Source organism: Enemella dayhoffiae, from assembly GCF_002250625.1.
In the GTDB taxonomy this organism is placed as follows: Bacteria; Actinomycetota; Actinomycetes; order Propionibacteriales; family Propionibacteriaceae; genus Enemella; species Enemella dayhoffiae.
On sequence record NZ_NMVQ01000001.1, the window covers coordinates 69,030 to 86,778 of the forward strand.

The 17,749-nt window shown below is 69.8% G+C and carries 19 protein-coding genes, 1 tRNA gene and 1 pseudogene; 11 read left to right on the plus strand and 10 right to left on the minus strand.

The window, feature by feature from the left end; all coding sequences use genetic code 11:
* Position 1: 1 nt before the first annotated feature.
* The 5 genes from CGZ93_RS00350 (at position 2) to CGZ93_RS00370 (ending at position 4,416) form a co-directional block, all read left to right on the plus strand.
* Positions 2-688 (plus strand): exonuclease domain-containing protein, encoded by a 687-nt coding sequence (locus CGZ93_RS00350; protein WP_094362170.1) that lies wholly within the window; start codon positions 2-4, stop codon positions 686-688.
* A gap of 10 nt (positions 689-698) precedes the next feature.
* On the plus strand, positions 699-1,616 hold the full coding sequence (locus CGZ93_RS00355; RefSeq protein ID WP_094362171.1) for an alpha/beta fold hydrolase: 918 nt from the start codon (positions 699-701) through the stop codon (positions 1,614-1,616).
* A gap of 9 nt (positions 1,617-1,625) precedes the next feature.
* Positions 1,626-2,693: a tartrate dehydrogenase gene (locus CGZ93_RS00360; RefSeq protein ID WP_094362172.1), complete on the plus strand. Its 1,068-nt coding sequence runs from the start codon at positions 1,626-1,628 to the stop codon at positions 2,691-2,693.
* A 25-nt stretch (positions 2,694-2,718) separates the two neighbouring features.
* Positions 2,719-3,183, plus strand: a complete 465-nt coding sequence (locus CGZ93_RS00365; RefSeq protein ID WP_141211011.1) for a hypothetical protein — start codon at positions 2,719-2,721, stop codon at positions 3,181-3,183.
* A 69-nt stretch (positions 3,184-3,252) separates the two neighbouring features.
* Positions 3,253-4,416 carry an acyl-CoA dehydrogenase family protein gene (locus CGZ93_RS00370; RefSeq protein ID WP_094362174.1) on the plus strand — a complete coding sequence of 388 codons (1,164 nt, stop codon included), beginning with the start codon at positions 3,253-3,255 and terminating at the stop codon, positions 4,414-4,416.
* 21 nt (positions 4,417-4,437) lie between these two features.
* On the opposite strand, the gene CGZ93_RS00375 is transcribed toward CGZ93_RS00370, so the two are convergent.
* Positions 4,438-5,577, minus strand: a complete 1,140-nt coding sequence (locus CGZ93_RS00375) for a serine/threonine-protein kinase (RefSeq protein ID WP_176451567.1) — start codon at positions 5,575-5,577, stop codon at positions 4,438-4,440.
* A 125-nt stretch (positions 5,578-5,702) separates the two neighbouring features.
* Between CGZ93_RS00375 and CGZ93_RS00380 the strand changes: the two genes are divergently transcribed.
* Positions 5,703-6,314 (plus strand): RNA polymerase sigma factor, encoded by a 612-nt coding sequence (locus CGZ93_RS00380; protein ID WP_229117096.1) that lies wholly within the window; start codon positions 5,703-5,705, stop codon positions 6,312-6,314.
* Positions 6,311-6,964 carry a hypothetical protein gene (locus CGZ93_RS00385; RefSeq protein ID WP_141211012.1) on the plus strand — a complete coding sequence of 218 codons (654 nt, stop codon included), beginning with the start codon at positions 6,311-6,313 and terminating at the stop codon, positions 6,962-6,964. The genes CGZ93_RS00380 and CGZ93_RS00385 overlap by 4 nt, the downstream gene beginning before the upstream one ends.
* On the opposite strand, the gene CGZ93_RS00390 is transcribed toward CGZ93_RS00385, so the two are convergent.
* Both CGZ93_RS00390 and CGZ93_RS00395 read right to left on the minus strand, forming a co-directional pair.
* Positions 6,961-7,695, minus strand: coding sequence for a PIG-L family deacetylase (locus CGZ93_RS00390; RefSeq protein ID WP_229117097.1), 735 nt, complete (start codon positions 7,693-7,695; stop codon positions 6,961-6,963). The genes CGZ93_RS00385 and CGZ93_RS00390 overlap by 4 nt on opposite strands.
* Positions 7,692-8,888 carry a glycosyltransferase gene (locus tag CGZ93_RS00395; RefSeq protein WP_229117098.1) on the minus strand — a complete coding sequence of 399 codons (1,197 nt, stop codon included), beginning with the start codon at positions 8,886-8,888 and terminating at the stop codon, positions 7,692-7,694. The genes CGZ93_RS00390 and CGZ93_RS00395 overlap by 4 nt, the downstream gene beginning before the upstream one ends.
* A 54-nt stretch (positions 8,889-8,942) precedes the next feature.
* On the opposite strand from CGZ93_RS00395, the gene CGZ93_RS00400 reads away from it, so the two are divergent.
* Positions 8,943-9,521, plus strand: coding sequence for a hypothetical protein (locus CGZ93_RS00400; RefSeq protein WP_094362178.1), 579 nt, complete (start codon positions 8,943-8,945; stop codon positions 9,519-9,521).
* Positions 9,522-9,564: 43 nt separating this feature from the next.
* Here CGZ93_RS00400 and CGZ93_RS00405 read toward each other — a convergent pair whose 3' ends face one another.
* The 3 genes from CGZ93_RS00405 to CGZ93_RS00415 are packed head-to-tail and all read right to left on the minus strand — an operon-like array spanning position 9,565 to position 12,950.
* The gene (locus CGZ93_RS00405; protein WP_094362179.1) at positions 9,565-11,688 is read right to left on the minus strand and encodes a YhgE/Pip domain-containing protein; all 2,124 of its coding nucleotides are present in this window, start codon (positions 11,686-11,688) and stop codon (positions 9,565-9,567) included.
* 1 nt (position 11,689) lies between these two features.
* The gene (locus CGZ93_RS00410; protein WP_094362180.1) at positions 11,690-12,364 is read right to left on the minus strand and encodes an ATP-binding cassette domain-containing protein; all 675 of its coding nucleotides are present in this window, start codon (positions 12,362-12,364) and stop codon (positions 11,690-11,692) included.
* A complete protein-coding gene (locus tag CGZ93_RS00415) occupies positions 12,357-12,950 on the minus strand; it encodes a TetR/AcrR family transcriptional regulator (RefSeq protein ID WP_094362181.1) in 594 nt (197 codons plus the stop codon). Before CGZ93_RS00415 ends, CGZ93_RS00410 begins: the two co-directional genes overlap by 8 nt.
* 89 nt (positions 12,951-13,039) lie before the next feature.
* Here CGZ93_RS00415 and CGZ93_RS00420 point away from each other — a divergent pair, with 89 nt between their 5' ends.
* Positions 13,040-13,342 (plus strand): hypothetical protein, encoded by a 303-nt coding sequence (locus tag CGZ93_RS00420; RefSeq protein ID WP_094362182.1) that lies wholly within the window; start codon positions 13,040-13,042, stop codon positions 13,340-13,342.
* 10 nt (positions 13,343-13,352) lie between these two features.
* On the opposite strand, the pseudogene CGZ93_RS00425 reads toward CGZ93_RS00420, so the two are convergent.
* Together CGZ93_RS00425 and CGZ93_RS00430 are read right to left on the minus strand one after the other, a co-directional pair.
* Positions 13,353-13,688 (minus strand): annotated as a pseudogene (locus tag CGZ93_RS00425) (MFS transporter); the annotation flags it as partial.
* Between the two features lie 81 nt (positions 13,689-13,769).
* Positions 13,770-13,976 carry a family 1 glycosylhydrolase gene (locus CGZ93_RS00430; protein WP_094362184.1) on the minus strand — a complete coding sequence of 69 codons (207 nt, stop codon included), beginning with the start codon at positions 13,974-13,976 and terminating at the stop codon, positions 13,770-13,772.
* A 42-nt stretch (positions 13,977-14,018) separates the two neighbouring features.
* On the opposite strand from CGZ93_RS00430, the gene CGZ93_RS00435 reads away from it, so the two are divergent.
* The gene (locus CGZ93_RS00435) at positions 14,019-15,146 is read left to right on the plus strand and encodes a M48 family metallopeptidase (protein WP_094362185.1); all 1,128 of its coding nucleotides are present in this window, start codon (positions 14,019-14,021) and stop codon (positions 15,144-15,146) included.
* A gap of 161 nt (positions 15,147-15,307) precedes the next feature.
* On the opposite strand, the gene CGZ93_RS00440 is transcribed toward CGZ93_RS00435, so the two are convergent.
* Positions 15,308-15,380: transfer RNA gene (locus CGZ93_RS00440), tRNA-Arg, on the minus strand.
* A gap of 332 nt (positions 15,381-15,712) precedes the next feature.
* Here CGZ93_RS00440 and CGZ93_RS00445 point away from each other — a divergent pair.
* The gene (locus CGZ93_RS00445) at positions 15,713-17,518 is read left to right on the plus strand and encodes a phosphoenolpyruvate carboxykinase (GTP) (protein WP_094362186.1); all 1,806 of its coding nucleotides are present in this window, start codon (positions 15,713-15,715) and stop codon (positions 17,516-17,518) included.
* A 46-nt stretch (positions 17,519-17,564) separates the two neighbouring features.
* On the opposite strand, the gene CGZ93_RS19675 is transcribed toward CGZ93_RS00445, so the two are convergent.
* On the minus strand, positions 17,565-17,687 hold the full coding sequence (locus CGZ93_RS19675) for a hypothetical protein (protein WP_267489699.1): 123 nt from the start codon (positions 17,685-17,687) through the stop codon (positions 17,565-17,567).
* Between the last annotated feature and the right edge of the window lie 62 nt (positions 17,688-17,749).

Sequence of the window (17,749 nt, forward strand, 5' to 3'; positions counted from 1 at the left end):
CATGCTGTCCCGGTTCTCCTCCCGCAGGCGTCGCGAACGCCAGGCCTCCGGTCTGCCCGAGGGTCCGCTGAAACGGCTGCTGCTCACCCCCACGCCGACCTCGGACACCCCGCTGGCGGAGCTGTCCCTGCTGGCTGTGGACGTGGAGACCACCGGACTCGACCCGGCCACCGACACCCTGCTCGGGATCGGTTTCGTGCCGGTCGACGGGTCGGTGATCACGCTGGCCGGGGCCGGCTCGATGGTGCTGCGCGCGGCGACCGAGGTGGGCCAGAGTGCCCGTTTCCACGGCATCACCGATGACCAGCTGGCCGCCGGCACCGACGTCGCCGAGGCGCTGGGACGTACCCTGGAGGCCATGCGGGGGCGGGTGCTGCTCGCCCATCACGCCCTGCTGGAGCAGGATTTCCTCGGCCTCGCCTGCGAGCGGCTCTGGGGCGTACGCCCGCAGTTCGCCACCGTGGACACGATGCTGCTGCACGCCGCGATCCTCACCCGCGGGGACGCCGAGGTCACCCTGCCGGCCAACGCCGTGCGGTTGTGGAACGCCCGCGACCGCTACGGCCTGCCGCGTTATCGGGCCCACCACGCGCTGACCGACGCGCTGGCCTGCGCCGAGCTCTATCTGGCGCAGTCGGCGGAGGTCGGGGCGAGGACCCTCGGCGCACTGCAACGGTTCAGCCGCTAGGGTCGGCAGCATGACCGCCTTCGAGGGGTACGCCGAGTTCGCACGCGAGGCGAACGGGGTCACCCTGCGCGGACGCAGCCACCTGGGCGGGGATCGGATCCCGTTGCTGCTGCTGCACGGTCACCCTGAAACCCACCTGATATGGCGGCTGATCGCCGATCGGCTGGCGGCCGACTTCCAGGTGGTCGCCCCCGACCTGCGCGGTTATGGCGCCTCGGACAAGCCGCCGAGCACCGCCGATCACGCGTCGTATTCGTTTCGGGAGATGGCGCGCGATGCGGTCGAGCTGATGCGCGGGTTCGGGTTCGACCGGTTCGCGATCGCCTCGCACGATCGCGGGTCCCGGGTCACCGCCCGGCTGGTCGCCGACCATCCCGAGGTCGTCACTTCTGCCGTGCTGATGGACATCGCGCCGACGGTGGACATGTACGCCGGCACCACCCGCGAGTTCGCCGAGGCGTACTGGCACTGGTTCTTCCTGATCCAACCGAGCCCACTGCCGGAGGAACTGGTGAACGCCAACCCGCACGCCTACGTGGCGCGGCTGATGGGTGCACGGCACGGCAACCTGGAGCCGTTCGCCGGCGCGATGGAGGCCTACCAGGCGGCTCTGGAGGATCCGGAGGCCGTGCGGGGGATGTGCGAGGACTATCGCGCCGCCGCCAGCATCGACCTGGCGCATGATCGCGCGGATCGTGAAGCGGGGTTGCAGATCCGGACACCGCTGCGGGTGCTGTGGGGTGCGCAAGGAGTGGTCGAGCGGTTGTTCGACCCGCTGACGCTGTGGGGTCGGGTGGCCGGGCAGGTGTCGGGCCGGACGCTGGACTGCGGGCACTATCTGCCGGAGGAGCAACCCGACGAGGTGTACGCCGAGGTGGTCGGGTTCACCCGGGCGCACTGGCCCTTCGACAGGCTCAGGGAACGATAGGAGAGTGGGATGAGCAGGCGTTATCGGATCGCGGTGATTCCCGGCGACGGGATCGGGACCGAGGTGATGCCCGAGGGCGTACGCGCCATCGAGGCCGCCGCCAGGGCGTACGACTTCGAACTGGATCTGACCGAGTTCGACTTCTCCAGCGCGGCCTACTGGCAGCGCCACGGCCACATGCTGCCCGACGACTGGTTCGACACGCTGAAAGGGTTTGACGCGATCTTCTTCGGCGCCGTCGGCTGGCCCGAAGTGATCCCCGACCACATCTCGCTGTGGGGTTCGCTGCTGCTGTTCCGCCGGCAGTTCGATCAGTACGTCAACCTCCGACCGGTCAAGCTGCTGCCCGGCGTACCCTCGCCGCTGGCCAACCGGAAACCCGGCGACATCGACTTCCTGGTGGTGCGGGAGAACACCGAGGGCGAATATTCCTCGGTCGGCGGGCGGATGTTCGAGGGCACCGACCGCGAGACCGTGCTCCAGGAGACGGTGATGACCCGGCACGGCGTCGACCGGATCCTGCGCTACGCGTTCGAGCTCGCCCAGGGCCGGGCGAAGCACGTCACCTCGGCCACCAAGTCGAACGGCATCTCCATCTCCATGCCCTATTGGGACGAGCGGGTCGTCGAGATGGCGAAGAACTACCCGGACACCAAGGTGGACAAGTTCCACATCGACATCCTGACCGCCAACTTCGTGCTGCACCCCGACTGGTTCGACGTGGTCGTCGCCTCCAACCTGTTCGGCGACATCCTGTCCGACCTGGGACCCGCCTGCACCGGTACCATCGGCGTCGCCCCCAGCGGAAACATCAACCCCACCAAGGAATTCCCGTCGCTGTTCGAGCCGGTGCACGGGTCGGCCCCCGACATCGCCGGCAAGGGGATCGCCAACCCGATCGGTCAGGTGTGGGCCGGGGCGATGATGCTGGAGCACCTGGGTGAGCACGAGGCGGGAGCCGCACTGGTCACCGCGTTCGAGGAGACGCTGTCGACCGGTGAGCACCTGACCCGCGACCTCGGCGGCGCCGCCTCCACCACCGAGCTGGGCGAGGCGATCGCGAAAGCGGTCCGCTGACCCCATCGCGTTGCACACTGGTTGTGTGCAAATGCAAACATCCGGCAGTTGGGCCCGCGCCGTGCTGGTTGGCTGGTGCGTCACCTTCGGCGTCGAGTTCGTCGTGCTGGCGGTCTTCGCGGCCCTCGCAACGGGTGTCGGCGGCTGGCTGGAGTGGCCGGTCCTCTGGTTCGCCAGCGTGATCCTCGGCACCATCCCGGGACTCGCCCTGGCCGGTCTGGTCGAGTGCGCCACCCACCGGCTGCGCAACCAGTGGTGGCGAGTGCTGGCGTACGCTGTGGTGTTCGGCACGGTGACCGGGCTGGGGTCGCCGTTCGCCCTCGTCCTGGTCACCCTGCCGGTCCTGCTCGGCCGAATCGCTGCGATGCCCTTCGTGCCGATCAGCGAACCGCTCGAGCCGCGCCGCCCACCCGCACCGCAGCCGCTGGCTCCCGGCGAGTGGCCGGTCTATCCGACCCGCTTCCCCAGCCTGTACGCCGACCCGCGATAACACCCCGCGGGCCGCCCGCTCCTCGCTAAACTCACCGGAAACGTTGCCGCCGAACGACCGAGGACACCGATGTCTGCACCGCGCGAACCGCTTCCCTACCGCTCCCCCTGGATGGATGAGGAGCTGGACGACCTGGCCGAGATGGCCGGCATCTTCTTCGAGCGCGAGATCGTGCCGCACATCGAACGCTTCGCCGAACAGCACGGGGTGGACCGTGAGGTGTGGAACAAGGCCGGCGAGCAGGGCCTGCTGCTGCCCAGCGTCCCCGAGGAATTTGGCGGCGCCGGCGGCACCTTCGCCCACGAGGCGGTGATCCTGACCGCCCAGGGGTACGCCACCGACGACTCGCTGGGGCACGCGATCCACTCCGGCATCGTGCCGCACTACATCATGGAATATGGCACTGAGGATCAGAAGCGGCAGTGGCTGCCGAAGCTGGCCACCGGCGAGTGGGTGGCCGCCCTCGGGATGACCGAACCGGGCGCAGGCTCCGACGTCGCCTCGATCCGCACCAGGGCTGTGCGCGAGGGCGACGAATATGTGATCAACGGGTCGAAGACGTTCATCACCAACGGCACCCACGCCGACTTCGTGCTGATCGCCGCTCGCACCGGCGAGGCGGGCGCGAAGGGCGTGTCGATGATCGGCATCCCGGTGGCCGAGGTGACCGGCTTCGACCGGGGCCGCGATCTGAGCAAGATCGGCATGCAGGGGTCGGACACCCGCGAGCTGTCGTTCACCGACCTGCGGGTGCCGGTGGCCAACCTGCTCGGTGGTGAGGAGGGCCGCGGGTTCACCCAGATGATGCAGCAGCTGCCGCAGGAGCGGCTGTGCGTCAGCGTCTCGGCAGTCGCCAACATCGAGAAGGCGATCGAGCTGACCGTCGCCTATTGCAAGGAGCGGGAGGCGTTTGGCCAACGCCTGTTGGATTTCCAGAACACCGGTTTCGAGCTGGCCGAGTGCTCCACCGACGCGTTGGCAGCCCGCACCTTCCTCGACCACTGCATCGGGTTGCACCTGCGCGGTGAGCTGGACGCGGTGACCGCCTCGCGGCTGAAGTACTGGACCACCGACCTGCAGGGGCGGGTCCTGGACCGCTGTCTGCAGCTGTTCGGCGGCTATGGGTTCATGGCCGAATATCCGATCGCGCGGATGTTCTCGGGTGCCCGGGTGCAGCGGATCTATGCCGGCAGCAACGAGATCATGAAGGTGCTGATCCACCGCTCGCTGTGAGCAGGTTCCATACTTTTCCCGCTAGAACAGGATTCCGGCCAGCCACCAGCCGAGACCGCCGCTGAGGACAAGCAGCAGCAGCGCCAACAGCAGCACCGCGGGGGTGGACCACTGCCGCGGTGCGGGCGGGCGTTCCCGCGGCACCGGCGAGGCGCCGGAGCTGGCCGGTGCGTAGGCGGGGGTGTGCGGAAATGCGGGGCTGGGAGCTGCGGCCAGCACCTCGGTGGGCCCATGCGAGCGCGCCGGGGCGGGCGTGCCCGGGGTGTGCGGCTGGGTCTGCGGCAACGTGTTCGGTTGGCGGCCGGTCCCGTGCTGGGAGCCGCCCGCCACCGAGCGCTGCAGCACCGTCGGCGTACGCCCGCCCAGGGCCGCGCTCAACCTCTCGGCATATTCGGCCGCCGAATCGGGCCGGTGGTCCCGTTCGGTGGACAGGCTGCGCTGCAGCAGACCGTCCACCTCGTGCGGCAGCCCGAGCTCGGCCGCCAGTGCCACCGGCGCGGGGCCCGGTTGGCGGTGCAGCACATCGGCCACCGCGCGGACCTCGATCGGCTTGCGTCCGCTCAGCAGTTCGAAGGTGAGCACGGCCAGGGCGTACACGTCGGCGCGGGCGTCGAACCCGTCCATCCCGAACGCCAGCTCCGGGGCCATGTAGGCCGGGGTGCCGGCCGTGACGGTGATGCCCGAGGCCTCGGCGGCCAGCTTGGCCGTACCCAGGTCGGCGACCGCCACGAACGGGTCGGGCAGCCCGCGGCGCAGCAACAGGTTGCTGGGCTTCAGGTCGCGGTGCAGGACGCCCTCGTGGTGCAGGGCCTCCACCGCGGCGCAGGAGTCCAGGGCCACGGTGATCGCCTCGTCGATCCGCAGGCCGCGGGCCATCAGACCGGCCACGGTGCCTCCGGGCAGGTGGTCCATCACGAAGTAGGGCTGGCCATGGGCGACCCCGACGTCGTAGACGCCGACCACGCGCTGGCTCTTGATCCGGCGCAGCAGCTTGGCCTCGTTCAGGAACCGTTCGCGCACCTCGTGGTCGCGGGCCCAGTTGTCGGCGAGCACCTTGACGGCGACCGTCAGCTCGAACTCGTCGTCGTGGGCGAGCCAGACGGTCGCGAAGGCGCCGCTGCCCAGCGGCTCCAGCAGGCGGTAGCGACCCAATGATTTCATTGCGGGTGATTGTTCCCCATCACGGTGGCACCCGGTCGCCCCGCCCCGTGGCAGACTCGGCAATGCCCCATCCCCGGGCATCGAAGCACCCATCCCCGGCAGGGATCAGGACAGGAGGATTCGCGGTGGACTCCGCTGGCGACGAGACCCAGGCCGTTGCGCTGCTCGACCGAGTACGCCACGGTGACCGGCACGCCCTGGAGGACCTGTTGGCCGTGCTGCAGCCACGGGTGGTGCGGATCTGCCGTCGCATGCTGCCCCACCCCGCCGACGCCGAGGAGGCGGCCCAGGACGCGCTGCTGGTGGTGGCCACCCGGTGGGAGCAGTGGAACGGACACGGCGCCTTCCTGGGCTGGGTCGGCGTGGTCGCCGCCAACAGCGCCCGGGCGACGTATCGGTCGATGCGCCGCAAGTTCGCCGAGTCGGCGCAGACGCCGAGCCTGCCCGAGGCGGCCGACCCGCGTACCACCAGCGTCATCGCCGGTTCGCGGATCGACCTGCTGGACGCCTTGGAGGCGCTCGAGGAGGCCCGGCCCACCGCGGTCGAGGCGTTCGTGCTGCGCGACCTCGGAGGACTGTCCTACGAGGAGGTGGCCGAACAGACCGGGGGCCAGCCTGAGCGCGGTCAAGACCCGGATCCGCGACGCCCGGGAGTTCATGCGGGAACGGCTACGGGTGAAGTATTCATGAGTCGACGGTTCGCTCAGGCCGCCGACATTCTGGACCGGATGGCGTGAACCGGACCGACGGAACCGCCCTGCTGGTCGGCGTGACGCTGGTCGGGCTGATCGGCGGGGGCGCTGCCCAGCGGTGGACGCGGCCTGCTGCTCCTTCCCCCGTGGCGGCGCCTCCGCCCGCGGAGGCCCCCTCACCGACACCCTCGCCCACCCCCACCTCGACCCCGACGCCCAGGATCGGCGGGCTGTTGGAGGCGCCCGACCTGACCGCGTGGCTGAGCGAGCCTCGGGTGGAGAGCGCGCGCCCCGACTTCGGGCCCTGTGTCAGCAGGACCGCGGCCGCCCCGCTGATCCCGACGGCGGAGGCCGCGTCGATGATCACCGGCAAGGACGGCAAGGGGGGCCAGACCGTGCTGGCGGCCGCCGAGACCAACCAAGCGGTCGAGTGGGGGACCACCCTCTATAGCTCGGGCATCAGCTGCGCCGGCACCAGCGGGGGCACCCACCGCACCATCGACCAGGGGACGGTCGAGCTGGACAACGGGTCGGCCAGCTGGTTCCTGCTGGCCCGGCGCGGCGGCGGCTACAGCGCCCACCTGGTGGTGCGCAAACAGCGCCGCGTCACCCTGCTGTGGCTGGACGCCCGCGCCCGACCCGACCTGGCCCAGCTGGAGGCGATGGACCGGCTGCTGAACGAGCGGCTGGCCTAGGACCGGCGCTCGCGCAGGGCGGTCCGGAGCAGGATCGGTTCGCGCTGACCGCCGACGTGCACCACGTGATCCCCGTCGATCGCCACCTGGCTGGCGTGGTGGCGCAGCGCCGCGAGCACGGTGGGCAGTTCCTCGGTGAGGTCGAACGCCTCGGCCCCCGGCGTCTCGGGCGCGACGACCTCGGCCAGGCGTATGCCCGTCGCCGCGGCGGCCCGGCCGGTCAACCGGTGCAGCGCCACGTGGTCGGGGTGGCCATAGCCGCCGGCGTCGTCATAGCTGATCATCAGGTCGGGGCGGAAGTGTTCGATCGCCGCGATCAGGTCGGCCAGCGGGCGCTGCGGGTCGACGGTGCTGAGCGCATGGGGTCCGGTGTGCTCGGCCGGACCGGCGACTCCGTCGGTGACCCACCGCATCCCGGAATCGCTGTACCGGTGGGGATTGTGGCCTTCCGCGAGGGCGGGCGGTTCGCCGAGCCAGGCCGACTCGCCGATCCCGAGCGCGGCACAGGCACCGGCCAGCTCGTGTTCCCGGTGGGCGGGGAAGTCGGCGGCGCTGCCGGTGAAGGACCCCGGCCGCACCTCTCCCTGTTCCCCGCGGGTCGCGGTGAGCAGCGCACACTCGACACCGCGACCAACCAGATGGGCGATCAACGCCCCGGTCGCCAGGGTCTCGTCGTCGGGATGCGCGTGCACGAACAGAATCCGGCGTACGCCTGTCAGCAGGTCGGTCACGAGCGCAACGCGTCCTGATAGATCCCGGCCAAGCGCCTGGCCACACCCGCCCAATCGAACCGCAGCGACCATTCACGCGCCGCCGCGGCCATCGTGAGCCGGCCGGCGTCATCCAGGAGCAGCCGCTGCACCTCCTTGGCCCACAGGTCGGGATCCCTGCTCTGCATCAGGATCCCGGAACGCCCGTCGTCAACCGCCTCGATCAGCCCGCCCGCCGCCGAGGCGATGATGGGTACGCCGGAGGCAGCCGATTCGAGGGCGACCAGCCCGAACGTCTCGGAGTGCGACGGCATCAGCACCAGTTGCGCGCCGCGCATCATCGCGGCAAACTCCGCGCGCGGCCGGGCGCCGGAATAGACGACGTCGTTGGCGATGCCGAGACGGTGCGCGAGGCGTTCCACCTGCCCGTGATAGTCGGCGAAGTCGGCGGACACGTCACCGGCCATCACCAGGTGCGGGCGGTGCTCGGGGTCGATCCGGGCCAGCGTCTCCAGGGCCAGGTCGGGCCCCTTGAGCGGCTGCAGCCGGGCCGCGAAGAAGACGTAGGGCCGGCCCATGTCGCAGCAGGTCCAGGGCCGCTCCTCGGGTGCCAAGGGACGGAACAGCTCGGTGTCCACCCCCGGCGGCAGCACCACGACCCGGTCCGGGTCGGCGCCGCAGCGGTCAATGATGGTGTCCGCCTCGGCGCGGCTGATCGCCACCACCAGATCGGATTCCCGCGCCACCTGCACCTCACCGGGCACCCGGTGCGGCGACTCGGGCGGCTCGCCGGCGGACAGCGGGTCGCCGGGGTGGGCGGCGACCGAGTGGAAGCTCTGCAGATGCGGTACGCCCCAGCGGCGCGCCACCGGGAGTGCGGCCACCCCCGACATCCAGTGGTGGGAGTGCACCACCTCGGCGGGCTCGGCACGCTCGGCCAGCGCATGGCTGAAGTCGTCGCACCAGCGGTCGATCTGGCTCTTCGGCAGCGGTTTCGCCGGGCCGGCGGTGAGGTGGTGCAGCCGGATCCCGGGGCCCATCTGCTCCACCTCGGGCGGGTCCGGGTCCGAGCGCCGGGTGTAGAGGTCGACCTGGTGTCCGAGCTCGGCCAGCGACTCGGCCTGGGCCCGGACCACGACGTTCATCCCGCCACCGTCCCCGGTGCCGAGCACGGCATAGGGCGAGGTGTGCAGGGAGATCATGGCGATACGCACCAAGCGAGCGTACCGACTAGCCTGCCCAAAAGCCGTTTCCACAGAACGGAGCCGATGATGCTGGCGACAGCGCTTGGGGTGCTCGGGGTGGTGCTGAACCAGCTGTTCATCTGGCCCCAGGTCGCCCGGGCCCGCCGCTCGCTGGTCGGGCTCTCCCCCGGCACGGTGGTCGCGGGGTGGTTCGCGCGGGTGCTGTGGTCGGTGTATGCGGTGCTGGTCGCCGACCTCAAGCTGGCGCTGGGCCAGGTGCCGATCGCGCTGGGGTTCCTGATCCTGGCGGTGCTGCTGGGGCGCGGGCGGGTGGAGACGCGCCGGTTCCTGGTCATCGGGGTCGTCGGCACGGCGGTGGTGTGCGCGGCGGCCAGCCTCTCCCGGCCGGTGCTGGCGGTGGTGGCGGTGGCGGTGGCCGCGGTGGTGAACCTGCCCCAGCTGGTGCAGGTGCTGCGCGATCCGGAGCGGGTGAGCGGAGTGTCCTCGCTGATGTACTGGCTGATCGCGGCCGCCAGCGCCACCTGGCTCGGCTATGGCGCGGTCACCGACTGGGTGATCGCCCTGCCGCACCTGGTGCTGCTGCCCAGCGGCGTCATCGTCGCGGTGATCGCCACCCGTGGCCGCGCGGCGGGGCGTACGTAGCCGGACAGGCAAGGCGGGTGACCTGTCCGGCTACCCGCCCCGGTCAGTGCTGCAGCGGCGGGTGCAGGTCGGTCATCCGGAACCGTTGCCGGGAGGCGACCGCGGTCACGTCCAGCACGATCGCCACCGCGGCGATGCCGAGCAGCACCAGCACGTCGCGCCAGAAGTGGGACCACAGGCCGCCGGAGATCACCACCCGGAACGCGTCGATCGAGTAGGTGATCGGCATGAACGGGTTGATTGCGGCGAAGAACGGTGGCAGCACCTCCCTGGGATAGGTGCCGCCGGTGGAGGCGAGTTGCAGGATGAGCACCACCAGCAGGACCGCCGACCCGGGCAGCCCCAGCGCCATCCGCAACAGGTGCGCGATCAGCGAGAACGTCAGAGCCACCAGCCCGGTCAGCGCGATCGCCGCCAGCGGGTGCACCGGGTCGAGCCCGAGCACCACCCACACCGTGCCCAGCATCAACATGCCCCCGGTGAACGCGACCGTGCCGAACGGCAGCCAGGCCGACAGCATCACGTGCAGCGGGTGCAGCCGGCCGGCGAGCAGGCGTCCCGAGATCGGCCGCATCACCAGGAATCCGGAGATGCCGAACACCCACAGCGCGATCGAGAAGAACAGCGGGGCCAGCCCTCGGCCGTAGGCGCCGGCGGGGTTCAGCACGTCCATCCGCACGTCGGCGGGTGAGGAGAGCACCTGCACCGCCTGGTCGGTCTGCTCCGGGCTCAGCACGGGCAGCCGGTTCACCCCGTCGCTGAGGCCGCTGGCGAGTTGGTTGGCTCCATCGAGCAGTTGCTGGTTGCCGGTATCGAGCCGAGCGGCGCCGTCCTTCAGCTTCACCAACCCGTCGGCGAGCTGGCCGGATCCGGTGTTCAGCTGTTGGGCACCGCCGGCCGCAGAGTTGATCCCGGCCTGCAGCTGACCCGCCCCGTGGTCGGCGGTGACGATGCCGCGGTGCAGGGTGTCGGCGCCGCTGGCGACCGCGTGGGCGCCGTCGTTGAGCTGGGCGAGCTTGGACTCGGCGGTCTTCAGGTCCCCGGAAAGGTTGCTGCCCTGCACCCGCCCGTTCAGGGTGGCCGAGCGCTGCCCGATCGCCGCGGATCGCGCAGTCACCGCCTCCGCCCGCTGCTGGCCGTCGCGCAGCCGCTGTCTCGCGTCGGCGTACGCCTTGGTCTGGGTGACCTGCGGGTCCGCGGCCGCGAGCTGATCGAGCGCCGAGCTCAGCTGGGACAGGTCGTTGGAGATCGACTGGGAGCTGCCGCCGACGCTGCTGGTCACCGACTGCACGTCGGTGTTGATCGTGCTCGCGTCGGACTTGATCTGGGGCAGCGTGCCGTCGATGCGTTGCAGGGCAGGAACGACGGTGTCATGCAGGGTCTGCGTGCCTGCGGCGACCTGATCGGCACCGTTGGCCAGATCCTGAGAACCGCTGGACAGCTTGGACATCCCGTCGCTGAGCTGCTGCGAACCGGTCTGCAGCTGTCCCATCCCTGAGGCGAGTTGCCCCGCCCCCTCGTGCAGCTGGGCCCCGGCGTCGGCCGCCTGACTCGTGCCCGTGGCCAGCTGGGCCGAGCCCTCCTTGGCCTGCGCCAGTCCGTCGCGCAGGCGTACCGACCCGTCTCGGGCGTTGACCATCCCGCCGCGGATCTCCGCCAGATTTCCAAACACTGCACGGAAATAGGACTCCACCGCGGTCTGATCGACCGCCTCGGTGATCGAATCCTGGGCCCGGGCCACCAGAGAGCCGATGACGAAACCGTTGGCGTCGTTGCGGCGCAGGGTGATCCCGGCGCGCTGCGGATCGGTACCACCGCCGGAGACCAGGTTGGCCGAGAAGTCGCTCGGCACGTGCACGGTCAGATAGTAGTCACCCTCGCGGAGGCCCCGCTCGGCCTCGGCGGCGGTGACCACGTGCCAGTCAAAATTTCTCTTCTCCAGCATGGAATCGGTGAAGTCCTTGCCGGCCTGGACGTGCTTGCCCTGATAGTCGACAGGGATGTCCTCGTTGACCACCGCCACCGGCAGGTGGTCCATCCGGGCGGCCGGGTTCCAGTTGGCGCCCAGATAGATGGCGCCGTAGAACACCGGCACCAGGGCGGCGAAGATCAGCGCCAGCTTCGGGAGAAGGCCGCGAAAGCGGCGCAATTCGAATCGAGAAAGCATTTCACAGATCCAATGGGTCGAGTGCGTGGCGTGGCTGATGCACGTCCAGATGGAGGATGTTGGCCCCGGCGGGCACCTGGGCGGTGTCCAGCGCGGAGACGATGAAGGTGTGCCCGGCGGTACTGAGCAGGTCGAGCTGCTCGTGCATCCACAACAGTTGCCGGTCGGTGAGGGATGCGTCCAGGTCATCGAGCAGCACGTACGCCGAGGGGCGCAGGCAGCCGAGCACGGCGGTGAGCAGGGTACGCCGATGCGCCGGCAGGTGCCCGACCACCTGTTCAGGGTCGAACCACTCGCCGAGCAGCTGCTGCAGTTCGGTGAACCGCACGCGGCCCTGGCGTACGCCGATCGCCTCGGTGAGCGCCCGCTCGTCGCGAGCCTCCCCCACCGTCAGGCTTGGCTCGAGGTCTGCCAGGTCGCTGATCCGGGCCACGCTGGTCAACTGGCGCAGCTTGCGCGGGTGGGCGATCCCGTCGATCCCGGCGACGAGCAGTTCGCCGGCGGCCCCCTTGAGCCGGCCGCCGAGGGCGAGCAGCAGGGCGGAGCGTCCGGCTCCCTGCTGACCGACCAGCACCCCGCGTTGGCCGGCGACGAGCTCCCAGTCCAGTGGTCCGAACACCGAGCCGCGGCGGCCCTCCATCCGCAGCCCGTCGGCGCACAACAGCGGCTCAGGCATCGCACAAACCGTACAGCACCAGCGCCACCTGGGCGGCGACCCGGTCGCGGCCGGCCGGGCTGGCGCCGCGGCGGATCCGGTTCAGCTCGAACAGCACCACCGACAGCACGGCGCGACCGGCGTCGGTGGGATCGATCCCACTGCGCAACGGGAGAACCGAGCCGATCGCGTCACCGATCTGGGTCACCGCCGCGACGGCTTCAGAGCGGTGCTCGCCCTCGGCGCCGAACAGCACCTCGCGGGCGAACAGGACGAAGGTGTCGGGGTCCGCGGCCGCCAGTTCGAACAGCGGGGCGAGCAGTGCCATGGTGGCCGCCACCGGTTCGGTGACCCGCTCGGCGCGGGCCAGACCGCGGGCGGCACCGTCGCGCAGCCGGTGGTTGACCACCATCAGCAGCAACTCGGCCTTGGTCGCGGCGTAGGTGAACACGGTGCCGCTCGCCACGTCAGCGGCGTCGGCGATCTGCTGGGTGGTCGTTCCGGCGTACCCCTGCTCGCTGAAGAGTCGATCCGCCGCGGCGAGGATGCGGCCGCGCTTGGCGGCCTTGGCCTGCTCCCGGCGGCCGATCGGCCGGTCTTGGGTCATCTTCCCCCATTCCTGACTGGACTCATTTATGAGTGTACTCAGGTTTGAGTGAGAAGGAAATCCGGACCCGCGCGACGTAGACTTCGGGCATGGCCGAGGTACGCAAGCACGGGCAGGGCGGGGGCGGGCACATCGCCGCCGCGATCGAGCGCGCCATGGCTTCGGGGGTACGCCCCAGCGGCACCGGTGCGCCGCCCGAGGCAGGGCAGGGCCAGCCGTCGGCGAAGTCCACCCAGCATTTGGTCACCGCCAGCTCGTTCCTCACCAGCGACCCCTTCCTGATCCGGCCAAAGCCGGCCGGGCCCGCCGCGAGCGAAGCGGCCGCCGACGACGTGCCTGCCGACGACGACGCTGACGAGGCCGACGCAGACGAACGTTCTGATCGGGCCTGACAGCCAGCCGTCAGCGCACCGAGCGAATCCTGCCCAGCAACAACCCGCCGAGGACGGTGGGCCCCGCCGACAGCAGATAGAGCCCGGCATAACCGCCCAGGTGGTGCAGCGCCAGGGCGGCGATCACCGGGGCAAGGGCGTTGGGCACCAGCACCGCCAGATTCATCACCCCGACGTCCCGCCCGCGCGCCTCGGGGACCGGGAGCACCTCGTTCACCAGCGCCTGGTCGACGGCCATGAACACTCCCCAGTTGATCCCGAGCAGCACGGCCGCCCCGATCAGCACCTCGAACGTGCCGGCCACGGCCATCACCACGCAGGCCGCGGCCACGCCGGCCGCGGACGCCGCGACGAACCGGGAGCCGGCGGCGTACCCGACCGGAAAACCAGTCGCTCACGACCGCCGAGCCGAACACGGCGACGATCCCTAGTGCTCGATGGCCCCTGGGTCGCGGCGGCCGGGCTCGGGCTCGATCCGGGACCACTCGACCCCGAGGCGGTAGTGCGGCAGGTTCAGCCGGGCCATCAGCTCGGCGTCGGCCCGCCACCGGTTCCAGTGATCGGTCACACGCAGTGGGGTGGAGCCGTCGGCGATGGCGCCGGACGGGCACTCGCGTTTCGTCGGGCCTGACACGACCGCGGGTAGCGTGGGGATCCCCCCCCGAAGGAGGAGCCCGTGGAGCACGGCGCCCAGCACCCGCAGCCCGGTCACGAGTTGGTACCCCTGCGAAAGAAGCTGCGACATCCCGGCGAGATCCCGTGGCTCGCGGTCGCCGGCGTGATCTTCCTGGTGGCGTACGCCTCGCTGCTCGCCCTCGCGATCGCGACCGGGCTGGAGGCGGACCAGGGACTCTCCAGCAACGGCACGGTGGTGCAGGTGATGGGGGTCCTGGCGGTGTCGCCGCTGCTGATCCTGTTCGCGCGTGGGATCCTGTACGCCCAGCTGCGCACGAGTTCGGTGCGGATGTCGCCGACCCAGTTCCCGGAGGGGTACCGGATGGTGGTCGAGGCGGCAAGGGCCGCCGGCCTGCCGAAGGTGCCCGACGCCTACGTCCGCTCAGGGTCGGGGGTGATCAACGCTTTTGCGGCAGGGCACGGATTCCGGCGGTTCGTCACCGTGCACAGTGATCTGTTCGAGGTGGGCGGCGCGGCCCGTGACCCGGATGCGCTGCGGTTCGTGATCGGGCACGAGGTCGGTCACCTGGCGGCCGGGCACGCATCCTATTGGCGGATCGTGGTGATGCAGGTGATGTATCAGATTCCGTTGCTGGGCAGGTTTCTCTCCCGCGCGCAGGAATACACCGCCGACAACTACGGCTACAACTTCTGCGCCACCGGGGCTGGCGGGGCGATCCAGGTGCTGTCCGGCGGCAAATATCTGAACCACAACGTGAACCTGCACGAGTTCGCCGATCGCGCCGGTTCGGAGCGGGGGTTCTTCGTCTGGTGCGCGAACCTGAACGCGACCCACCCGGTGCTCACCTGGCGCGCCCAGGCGCTGCGCGATCGCACCCGGCCGGGATCGTTGTTCCTGCGGCCGAACTTCCAGCCCTACGGCCCGCCGGCGTTGCCACCCGGCAACCGACCGACCCGCGAGGCACCGAGCCCCGACGAGGCGCTCGCCTATCTGGCGGCGTACCCGCCGGTCGGCCCGCCCCAGTTCGGTCAGAACTTCCCGGTTCCCCTGCCCGGGCAGGAAATCCAACCAGGCTCGGCGAGCCGCTACGGCGAGGGCACCTTGTACGCCGGCTGGCAGGGCCCGCAGCCGATCAACTCAGGAACGGGTACGCCGGGCGGTTCCTGATGGTCTGGGTCAGTTGGTGGGTGCCGATGGGGGCGGGCTGCGGACGAGCACTGGTGCGCTCTGGACGCCGACCGCCGCGGTGCTGACCGGGTTGCTCGCACTTGCGGCCCGAGATGCGAGAAACCCCTGACCAACGGGCGGTTGATCAGGGGCTTCAGCTGCGCGCTCGGAGGGATTCGAACCCCCAACCTTCTGATCCGTAGTCAGATGCTCTATCCGTTAAGCTACGAGCGCTCGGGTTGGCCACGTCGCCGTGAACCGAGGGATCACTCTACCCCACCCGCCTGAGCTCGGTCCAATCCCTTGTCATCGGCCCCACTCCGCGGCCTGAACGCCACTCAACGGCTCGTCGGCGAGCCGCTGAGTGAACCCCACGCCGCTGAGTCCCTTCGACAGGCTCAGGGACCCTTCGTCAGGCTCAGGGGGCGTACAGCGTGGGGAGTCTCACACCGACCACTGGTCTGTTTTGTATGTGACCAGTTATCGTGCTGGGCTAGTGTGATACCACTACGCCCACTGGTCTAGGGGCATTCCACAAATCCATCGATCTCAGGGAGTACGACGACGTGACTGCCATTGTTGGTCAGAACGCCCCCACCAAGCACAGCGAGCTGCTCGCGTGGGTGGAAGAGGTGGCCGCCCTCACCAAGCCCGACGCCGTGCGCTGGTGCGACGGTTCGGACGCCGAGTGGAAGGAGTTCACCGACCTTCTGGTGGACCGCGGCGTCGCCACTCGCCTGAACGACGAGGCGAAGCCGAACTCGTTCTATTTCCGTTCTGACCCCACCGACGTCGCGCGGGTGGAGGACCAGACGTTCATCTGCACCGAGACCGAGGACGGCGCTGGGCCGACCAACAACTGGTCCGACCCCGCCGAGATGAAGCAGACCATGGGCAAGCTCTACGACGGGTGCATGAAGGGCCGCACCATGTTCGTGGTCCCGTTCTGCATGGGCCCGATCGACGCGGACGACCCGAAGTTCGGCGTCGAGCTGACCGACTCCGAATATGTGGTCATCTCGATGAAGATCATGACCCGGATGGGCAAGGACGCCCTGGCCGCGATGGGCACCGACAAGCCGTTCGTGAAGTGCCTGCACTCGGTGGGTCACCCAATCGCCGATGGCGAGCAGGACGTGGCGTGGCCGTGCAACGACACCAAGTACATCTCGCACTTCCCCGAGACCCGCGAGATCTGGTCCTACGGCTCCGGCTACGGCGGCAACGCGCTGCTCGGCAAGAAGTGCTATGCGCTGCGGATCGCCTCGGCGATGGCGCACGACGAGGGCTGGCTGGCCGAGCACATGCTGATCCTCGAGCTGACCTCCCCGGAGAACAAGAAGTACGTGGTGTGCGCGGCCTTCCCGAGCGCCTGCGGCAAGACCAACCTGGCCATGCTCGAGCCGACCATCCCCGGCTGGACCGTGAAGACCCTCGGCGACGACATCGCGTGGATGCGCTTCGGCGAGGACGGCCGCCTGTATGCGGTGAACCCCGAGAACGGGTTCTTCGGCGTCGCCCCGGGCACCGGTTATCACACCAACCCGAACGCGATGCGCACGATCGAGAAGGGCAACTCTATCTTCACCAACGTCGCGCTGACCGATCACGGTGACGTGTGGTGGGAGGAGATGACCTCCACCAAGCCGAAGCACCTGACCGACTGGCACGGCAAGTCGTGGACCCCGGACAACGGGGAGAAGGCGGCTCACCCGAACAGCCGGTTCACCACCCCGATCGACCAGTGCCCGATCCTGTCGGAGGACTTCAACAACCCCAAGGGCGTACCGGTCGACGCGATCCTGTTCGGCGGTCGCCGGGCCAGCACCATCCCGCTGGTCGCCCAGTCCCGCGACTGGAACCATGGCGCGTTCATGGGCGCGACCTGCTCCTCGGAAACCACCGCCGCCGCCACCGGCGCGGTCGGCGTGGTGCGCCGCGACCCGATGGCGATGCTGCCGTTCATCGGCTACAACGCCAACGACTACCTGCAGCACTGGGTGAACATCGGGGAGAAGGGCGGCGACAAGCTGCCGGCGATCTTCTTCGTGAACTGGTTCCGCAAGTCCGATCAGGGCAAGTTCCTGTGGCCGGGCTTCGGCGAGAACAGCCGCGTGCTGGAGTGGGTGATCAACCGCCTCGAGGGCAAGGCCGAGGCCGTCGACACCCCGGCCGGCGCGATCCCGGCAGAGGGGTCGCTGAACGTCGATGGGCTCTCCCTCACCGAGGAGGACCTGGCCGCCGCGACCAGGTTCAACGCCGAGGAGTGGAAGCAGGAAGTACCGCTGATCGAGGAGTGGTTCGACAAGCTCGGCGACGTGCCCCAGGCGCTGCGCGACGAGTTGGACACGCTGAAGCAGAACCTGAGCTGACCTCCCCGGGCACCCGGGCAGAGCTCGTGGTCGCGTTGGCGGATGGTCAGCGTTCGGGTGCCCAGCAGGCGAGCAGCTGCTGTTCGAGCCAGGCTTGGTACGCCGCAGCGGTCCAGCCGCAGCGGCGTACCAGCCTGTCGTGCACCTCTGGGGCGTTCAGCGTCCACACGACGTCGACCAGCTACTGCTCAGTGAGCCAGGTGGTACGCCGTCGCGCGGCGGGTGCACCCA

Excerpts from the sequence above, each read along its gene's own strand:
- CGZ93_RS00410 (WP_094362180.1), bottom strand. The coding sequence starts at position 12,364 with ATGCCTGAGCCGCTGTTGTGCGCCGACGGGCTGCGGATGGAGGGCCGC.
- CGZ93_RS00350 (WP_094362170.1), top strand. The coding sequence starts at position 2 with ATGCTGTCCCGGTTCTCCTCCCGCAGGCGTCGCGAACGCCAGGCCTCC.
- CGZ93_RS00370 (WP_094362174.1), top strand. The coding sequence starts at position 3,253 with ATGTCTGCACCGCGCGAACCGCTTCCCTACCGCTCCCCCTGGATGGAT.
- CGZ93_RS00400 (WP_094362178.1), top strand. The coding sequence starts at position 8,943 with ATGATGCTGGCGACAGCGCTTGGGGTGCTCGGGGTGGTGCTGAACCAG.
- CGZ93_RS00415 (WP_094362181.1), bottom strand. The coding sequence starts at position 12,950 with ATGACCCAAGACCGGCCGATCGGCCGCCGGGAGCAGGCCAAGGCCGCC.
- CGZ93_RS00420 (WP_094362182.1), top strand. The coding sequence starts at position 13,040 with ATGGCCGAGGTACGCAAGCACGGGCAGGGCGGGGGCGGGCACATCGCC.
- CGZ93_RS00355 (WP_094362171.1), top strand. The coding sequence starts at position 699 with ATGACCGCCTTCGAGGGGTACGCCGAGTTCGCACGCGAGGCGAACGGG.
- CGZ93_RS00375 (WP_176451567.1), bottom strand. The coding sequence starts at position 5,577 with ATGAAATCATTGGGTCGCTACCGCCTGCTGGAGCCGCTGGGCAGCGGC.
- CGZ93_RS00405 (WP_094362179.1), bottom strand. The coding sequence starts at position 11,688 with ATGCTTTCTCGATTCGAATTGCGCCGCTTTCGCGGCCTTCTCCCGAAG.
- CGZ93_RS00360 (WP_094362172.1), top strand. The coding sequence starts at position 1,626 with ATGAGCAGGCGTTATCGGATCGCGGTGATTCCCGGCGACGGGATCGGG.